Origin of the sequence: Pseudomonas lopnurensis, assembly GCF_015070855.1 — a bacterium.
Classification (GTDB): domain Bacteria; phylum Pseudomonadota; class Gammaproteobacteria; order Pseudomonadales; family Pseudomonadaceae; genus Stutzerimonas; species Stutzerimonas lopnurensis.
The window spans coordinates 36,710-42,929 of sequence record NZ_JADDIX010000079.1; the positions used below are offsets into that span (position 1 = coordinate 36,710).

Sequence of the window (6,220 nt, forward strand, 5' to 3'; positions counted from 1 at the left end):
ACCGCCACAGGCTGGCCGCGACCGGCTGGCAGAGGGCGATCGTCAACGAGCGTCGCCGTAGCCTTTCATGACATCGGCCATATTGTCGTACTCCTGCTCTGGCATGTTTTTCAGAACATTGAGGACTGCTTCTTCGGCGCCGTTCTGTTGCGCATGTTTTACCAGGTCATCCCTGCGTGCCGGATAGTCGATTCCCTTCAAATAAGTTGCGAGGTTTGCAGGGCTTTCGCCACCTACGCCGCGGGTCATGGTTGGCTCCATTAATTAAAAAAATATAAAGCGAAGCGGGCAAAGTTATCCCTTGCCCGCTTCCGGTTTGCTTTAGCGATTAACTGTTGCGACCACCGCCGTGGCTATTCTGACCACCCTTGCGACCTGCTTCGGAAGCTTTTTCGCGATCGTTGGCAAAGTTTCCGCCACTGCTCTGACCACCTTTGCTGCCGGCTTCCGATGCCCGCTCCGGATCGTTCTTGAAGTTGCCGCCGCTGTTCTGGCCGCCCTTGCTGCCGGCTTCGGAAGCCCGCTCGGGATCGTTCTTGAAATTGCCGCCGCTGTTCTGGCCACCCTTGCTGCCGATATCCTGATAGAACTCCTTGTCGTGGCTCGCTGCGGTTGCTTCGCCGCCCTTTCGACCGGCTTCGTTCACGCTCATGCTGTCTTTTTTGTCAGCCATAATTGCCTCCGCGGAGTTGTTGAATGCTGCGATATTGGCGCTTGCGCTTGAATGTTAATTCAGCAACGCCTCGTATGTTCTGAGGTACGCAGCCGGCAGTAGTTCAGACTTGGTTGTTTGAGGAGACGAGTGGCGGATATACGTTTGTTTATGCCAGGTTTCGTTTAGCGGTTCTGGCCGATGCATATCGTTTTGCCTTGCTTTTGATATCGCTATTTATTTATGTACGTCTGCGATATCGCCCAGCCCGCTCTCATGCGACCTGGTCAGTGGGGGCGGCTACGATTTGCTCGATCAACCACTGCAAGGCGGGGTCGTTCTGCCGCTGCGCGTTGCGGATCGGCGTTTAGCGCCCACACGCACCAGGTTGAGGTCGTAGATATTCATTTGATGAATCTGAAACATCACACGACTAAATTTCAAAAATAGTAACGTCCTCGTCTATGGTTGGTCTCCCGGTTTTCCAGCCTTGCGACGAGGACAGCTGCAATGAGCCAGACCCGCTTCAACATCCAGACCGCCGCCGTCATCGGTGCCGGAACCATGGGACGCGGCATCGTCATCAGCCTGGCCAATGCCGGGGTCGAGGTGCTCTGGCTGGACAGCGATCCCGCGATGCTCGAGCAGGCCTTCGGCATGGTCGATGACACCTACGCGCACAATGTGCGCCAGGGACGCATCGACGAGGCCGAGGCCGTTGCCCGGCGTGGGCGCATCGGCAGGGCGGCGGACTACCGGGCGTTGGCCAATGTGGATCTGGTGATCGAGGCGGTCTACGAGAACCTCGAACTGAAGCAGCGGATCTTTCGGGAGCTGGACGGCATCCTGAAGCCTGGAGGCATCCTCGCCAGCAACACCTCGGCGCTGGACATCGACGCCATCGCCGCCGTTACCCAGCGTCCCGAGCAGGTCGTGGGGCTGCACTTCTTCAGCCCGGCGCACATCATGAAACTGCTGGAAGTCGTCCGCGGCGCGAAGACCAGCCAGGCCGTGCTGCAGGCGTCCACCGAGCTGGGCAAGCGCATGGGCAAGGTCAGCGTGATCGCCGGCAACTGCCCCGGCTTCATCGGCAACCGCATGCTCGCCACTTACGTGCGCGAGGCGCGGGCGATGCTGCTCGAAGGGGCTTACCCGCACCAGGTGGACGGCGCGCTGCAAAGCTTCGGCTTTGCCATGGGGCCGTTCCGCATGTACGACGTGGTGGGCATCGACCTGGAATGGCGCGCGCGCGAACTGGCCGGCACCGGCCAGGACGAGCCCGAGGTGCAGGTCGATAACCGCCTGTGCGAACTGGGCCGCTTCGGGCAGAAGTCGCGCATGGGCTACTACCGCTACGCCGAGGGCAGCCGCCAGGCCGAGCACGATCCCGAGGTGGATGCCCTGGTGCAGCGCGAGTCCGAGCGCCTGGGTTTCCAGCGGCGCGAGGTCGGCGAGGAGGAGATTCTTGAGCGCTGCCTGCTGGCGCTGGTCAACGAGGGCGCGAAGATTCTCGAAGAGGGCATGGCCGAATCCAGCACCGATATCGATACCGTCTACCTCAATGGCTACGGCTTCCCGGCGGAAGCCGGCGGGCCGATGACCTGGGCCGACCGCCAGGGCCTGCCGGCGATCCGCGATCGTCTGAACGCATTGACCGAACGCCACGGCGAGCACTGGAAACCGGCCGAACTGATCGACAGCCTGGCCACTCTCGGTGGGCGTTTCGTCGACCACCGCAAGGAGGCCTGAGCATGGAATACAAGGCGCCCCTGCGCGACATGCGCTTCGTGCTGCACGAGCTGTTCGACGCCACAGCCCATTGCGAGCTGCTGGGCAATGGCCTGGATCGCGAGCTGATCGACGGCGTGCTGGAGGAAGCGGCGCGCTACACCGGCGGCGAGATCGCCCCGCTCAACCGCAACAGCGACGAAGAAGGCGTGACCCTGGAAAACGGCGAGGTGAGGACGCCGCAGGGCTTCGTCGAGGCCTACCGGCAGTACGTCGACAACGGCTGGGCGAGCATGACCGGCCCCACCGAATACGGCGGCCAGGGCTTCCCGCAACTGGTAGCCTGCACCTTCCACGAGATGCTGATGAGCGCCTCGCTGTCGTTCCGCATCTATTCCGGGCTCACCGAGGGCGCGGTGTTGGCGCTGTACAGGCATGGCAGCCAGGCGCTGAAGGACGCTTACCTGCAAAAGCTGGTCAGCGGCCACTGGAGCGGCACCATGTGCCTCACCGAGCCGCAGGCCGGAACCGACCTGGCGCTGCTGCGCACCAGGGCCGAGCTGCAGGCGGACGGCAGCTACCGGGTCAGCGGCAGCAAGATCTTCATCTCCGGCGGCGAGCACGACATGAGCGAGAACATCGTGCATCTGGTGCTGGCGCGCCTGCCGGATGCGCCGGCCGGGGTGAAGGGCATCAGCCTGCTGCTGGTGCCCAAGTTCATCGCCAATGCCGACGGCACGCCGGGCGCGCGCAATGCGCTGAGCTGTGGCGCCATCGAGCACAAGATGGGCATCAAGGGCGCCGCCACCTGCGTGATGAACTTCGACGGCGCCACCGGCTGGATCGTCGGCGAGCCGAACCAGGGCCTGGCCTGCATGTTCACCATGATGAACGACGCGCGCTTCCAGGTCGGCCTGCAGGGGCTCGGCCTGGCGGAGCGGGCCTGGCAGGGTGCACTGGCCTATGCCCGCGAACGCCTGCAGTCGCGTGGCCTGGCCGGTGCGCAGTGCCCGGACAAGCCGGCCGACCCGATCATCGTCCACCCCGACGTGCGGCGAATGCTGCTGACGCAGAAGACCCTGGTGGAGGGCAGCCGCATGCTGGCCGCCTATTGCGCACGGCAACTGGATCTCGAACACGGACATCCCGAACCGAGCTACCGCAAGATGGCGAGCACGCGCGCGGCGCTGCTGATCCCGATCGTCAAGGCCTTCCTCACCGACATGGGCCAGGAAGTCACCAGCCTCGGTGTACAGGTCTACGGCGGCCACGGCTATATCCGCGAGTGGGGCATGGAACAGCTGATGCGCGACAGCCGTATCACCCAGCTCTACGAGGGCACCAATGGCATCCAGGCGCTGGACTACGTCCGCCGCAAGCTGCTCGGTGACGGTGGTGCGGAGCTGTCGGCGTTGCAGGCCGAGTTCAGCGAGCTGTGCGACTGCCAAGCCGATCGCCCGGTGTTGCACGAGCTGGCCCGCACCGTGCAGGCACGTATCGGCGAATGGCGCGAGCTGAGCGCCGAGGTAATCGCCGCCACCCAGCGCGATCCGCAGGAGATCGGCGCCGTGTCGGTGGATTTTCTTCATTATTCGGCCTATGTGTTGCTGGCCGGCTTTTGGCTACAGGCTGCCGGACGCGCGCAGGATGCGCTGGAGGAAGGTACCGGCGAGGAAGCGTTCTATCGGGCCAAGCTGGTCGGCGCCGATTTCTACGTGCGCCGCGTATTGCCGCGGGCCAGCGCTCACCGCGAGGCGATCCGAGGGGGCGCCGACTGCCTGATGGCGCTGGATGCGGACAGCTTCGCGTTCTGAATGGCCACCTATACCTGTAGGAGCCAGCTTGCTGGCGATGTTTTGCGCATCGCCGCTGATCGCCGGCGGCAGTGAGCCGCTCGAGGCGTATACATGACAAGAGGAGCCGCCATGCATCCGTTCAGCTTCGCCACCACCGCTCAACTGATCTGCGAAAGCGGCTCGGCAAAGCGCCTCGCCACCCTCTGCAAGGCGCGCGGCGCGCGCTCGGTGCTGATCGTCACCGACCCGGGCATCACCCGGCTCGACCTGCTCGCCGAGGTGCTGCCGGGTTTTGCCAGCGAAGGGCTGCAGGTCGCGGTCTACGACCAGGTGCTGGCCGACCCGCCGGAGCACATCGTGCTGGCGGCGGTGGCGCAGGCTCGCGCGCAGCGGGCCGAGCTGATCGTCGGCTTCGGTGGCGGCAGCTCGATGGATGTCGCCAAGCTGGTGGCGTTGCTGGCGCATGCCGATTGCGCGCAGACGCTCGCCGACGTCTATGGCGTCGGCAATGCCCATGGCCGGCGCCTGCCGTTGATCCAGGTGCCGACCACGGCCGGCACCGGCTCGGAGGTCACCCCGATCGCCATCGTCACCACCGGCGAAACCACCAAGATGGGCGTGGTCTCGCCGCTGCTGCTGCCGGATCTCGCCGTGCTGGACGCCGACCTCACCCTCGGCCTGCCGCCCGCGGTGACCGCCGCCACCGGCATCGACGCCATGGTGCATGCCATCGAGGCCTATACCAGCGCGCTGAAGAAAAACCCGCTGTCCGATCTGCTGGCGCGCGAGGCGCTGCGCCTGCTGGCCGGCCATCTCGAGGAGGCCGTGCACAACGGCGGCAATCGCGAGGCGCGTCAGGCCATGCTGCTCGGCGCCTGCCTGGCCGGGCAGGCGTTCGCCAACGCGCCGGTGGCGGCGGTGCATGCGCTGGCCTATCCGCTGGGCGGGCACTTCCATATCCCCCACGGGCTGTCCAACGCGCTGGTACTGCCACACGTGCTGCGCTTCAACCTCAGCGTGGCGGCCGCCCACTACGGCGAGCTGGCGCCCATCGTGCTGGGCGCACGGCTGCGCCAGGATGGGCCTGGGACTTACGCCGAACAGTTGATCGAGGCGTTCAGCCAGCTCGGCGCGCGGGTCGGTTTGCCCATGCGCCTGCGTGACGCTGGCGTGCCCGAGCACATGCTGCCGCAACTGGCCAGGGAAGCGCTGCAGCAGCAGCGCCTGCTGGTGAACAATCCGCGCGAAGTCAAAGAGGCCGACGCGCTGGCGATCTACCAGGCGGCATACTGAGGACGGAAGATCACGTCGAGTCAGGACCCGGTGCGCGGAGCGCACCAATGCGAAGCGGGCTTGTGAAGATCCCCCGACAGGTCCCGCTGCCATCGTCCATCCTGTGAGTGCGGAGAACGGCAATGCCCGAGCAACCCAAGCATCTGCGTAGCGACTACAAGCACTTCCAGCCGATCACCACGCGCTGGCACGACAACGACATCTACGGCCACGTCAACAACGTCGCCTATTACGGCTTCTTCGATACCGCGGTGAACGATTACCTGATCCGCCAGGGCGGGCTGAACATTCACGGCGGCGAAGTCGTGGGGTTCGTGGTCAGCTCGTCGTGCGACTATTTCGCCTCGATCGCCTTTCCCGACGCCATCGAGGTCGGGTTGCGAGTGGCCAGGCTCGGCAATTCCTCGGTGCAGTACGAACTGGCGGTCTTTCGCGAGGACGAGCGGGAAGCCTGTGCGGCGGGCAGGTTCGTGCACGTCTTCGTCGAGCGGGCGAGCAACCGACCCACGCCGATTCCCGCCAGGTTGCGTGCGGCGCTGGAGGCGCTGGCGTAATCAGGCTTCAGACCTTGACGGCCCTGCGGCCTGCGATCGCCGCGAGGATGTGCCACCGGGCGAACGCGTTGCGATCAATGATGACGGTGCTTGTGGCGGCTCTTGTAGTGCCCCTTGGCCTTGCCGGGATGGCCATGATGGCGGCCGTCACGGTCGCGGTCGTCGTCATCGCCGTAGGCGTTGCCGAGTGCGCCACC

6 protein-coding genes and 1 pseudogene are annotated in these 6,220 nt (G+C 64.9%); 4 read left to right on the forward strand and 3 right to left on the reverse strand.

The window, feature by feature from the left end; genetic code table 11:
• Positions 1 to 42: 42 nt before the first annotated feature.
• Positions 43 to 249: a DUF2795 domain-containing protein gene (locus tag IN820_RS17255; protein WP_193682156.1), complete on the reverse strand. Its 207-nt coding sequence runs from the start codon at positions 247 to 249 to the stop codon at positions 43 to 45.
• A 79-nt stretch (positions 250 to 328) separates the two neighbouring features.
• A complete protein-coding gene (locus IN820_RS17260) occupies positions 329 to 673 on the reverse strand; it encodes a con-10 family general stress protein (RefSeq protein WP_193682157.1) in 345 nt (114 codons plus the stop codon).
• A 489-nt stretch (positions 674 to 1,162) separates the two neighbouring features.
• On the opposite strand from IN820_RS17260, the gene IN820_RS17265 reads away from it, so the two are divergent.
• The 4 genes from IN820_RS17265 to IN820_RS17280 all read left to right on the forward strand — a co-directional run bounded on the left by IN820_RS17265 (position 1,163) and on the right by IN820_RS17280 (position 6,023).
• Complete coding sequence (locus tag IN820_RS17265) at positions 1,163 to 2,401, forward strand: 3-hydroxyacyl-CoA dehydrogenase (protein WP_193682158.1); 1,239 nt, start codon at positions 1,163 to 1,165, stop codon at positions 2,399 to 2,401.
• Positions 2,402 to 2,403: 2 nt separating this feature from the next.
• Entirely contained in the window at positions 2,404 to 4,194 is a 1,791-nt protein-coding gene (locus tag IN820_RS17270; RefSeq protein WP_193682159.1) for an acyl-CoA dehydrogenase C-terminal domain-containing protein, read from the forward strand.
• A 111-nt stretch (positions 4,195 to 4,305) separates the two neighbouring features.
• A complete protein-coding gene (locus tag IN820_RS17275) occupies positions 4,306 to 5,469 on the forward strand; it encodes an iron-containing alcohol dehydrogenase (RefSeq protein WP_193682160.1) in 1,164 nt (387 codons plus the stop codon).
• Positions 5,470 to 5,591: 122 nt separating this feature from the next.
• The gene (locus tag IN820_RS17280; protein WP_193682161.1) at positions 5,592 to 6,023 is read left to right on the forward strand and encodes an acyl-CoA thioesterase; all 432 of its coding nucleotides are present in this window, start codon (positions 5,592 to 5,594) and stop codon (positions 6,021 to 6,023) included.
• Between the two features lie 74 nt (positions 6,024 to 6,097).
• Here IN820_RS17280 and IN820_RS23010 read toward each other — a convergent pair.
• Positions 6,098 to 6,220: pseudogene (locus tag IN820_RS23010) on the reverse strand (hypothetical protein); the annotation flags it as partial.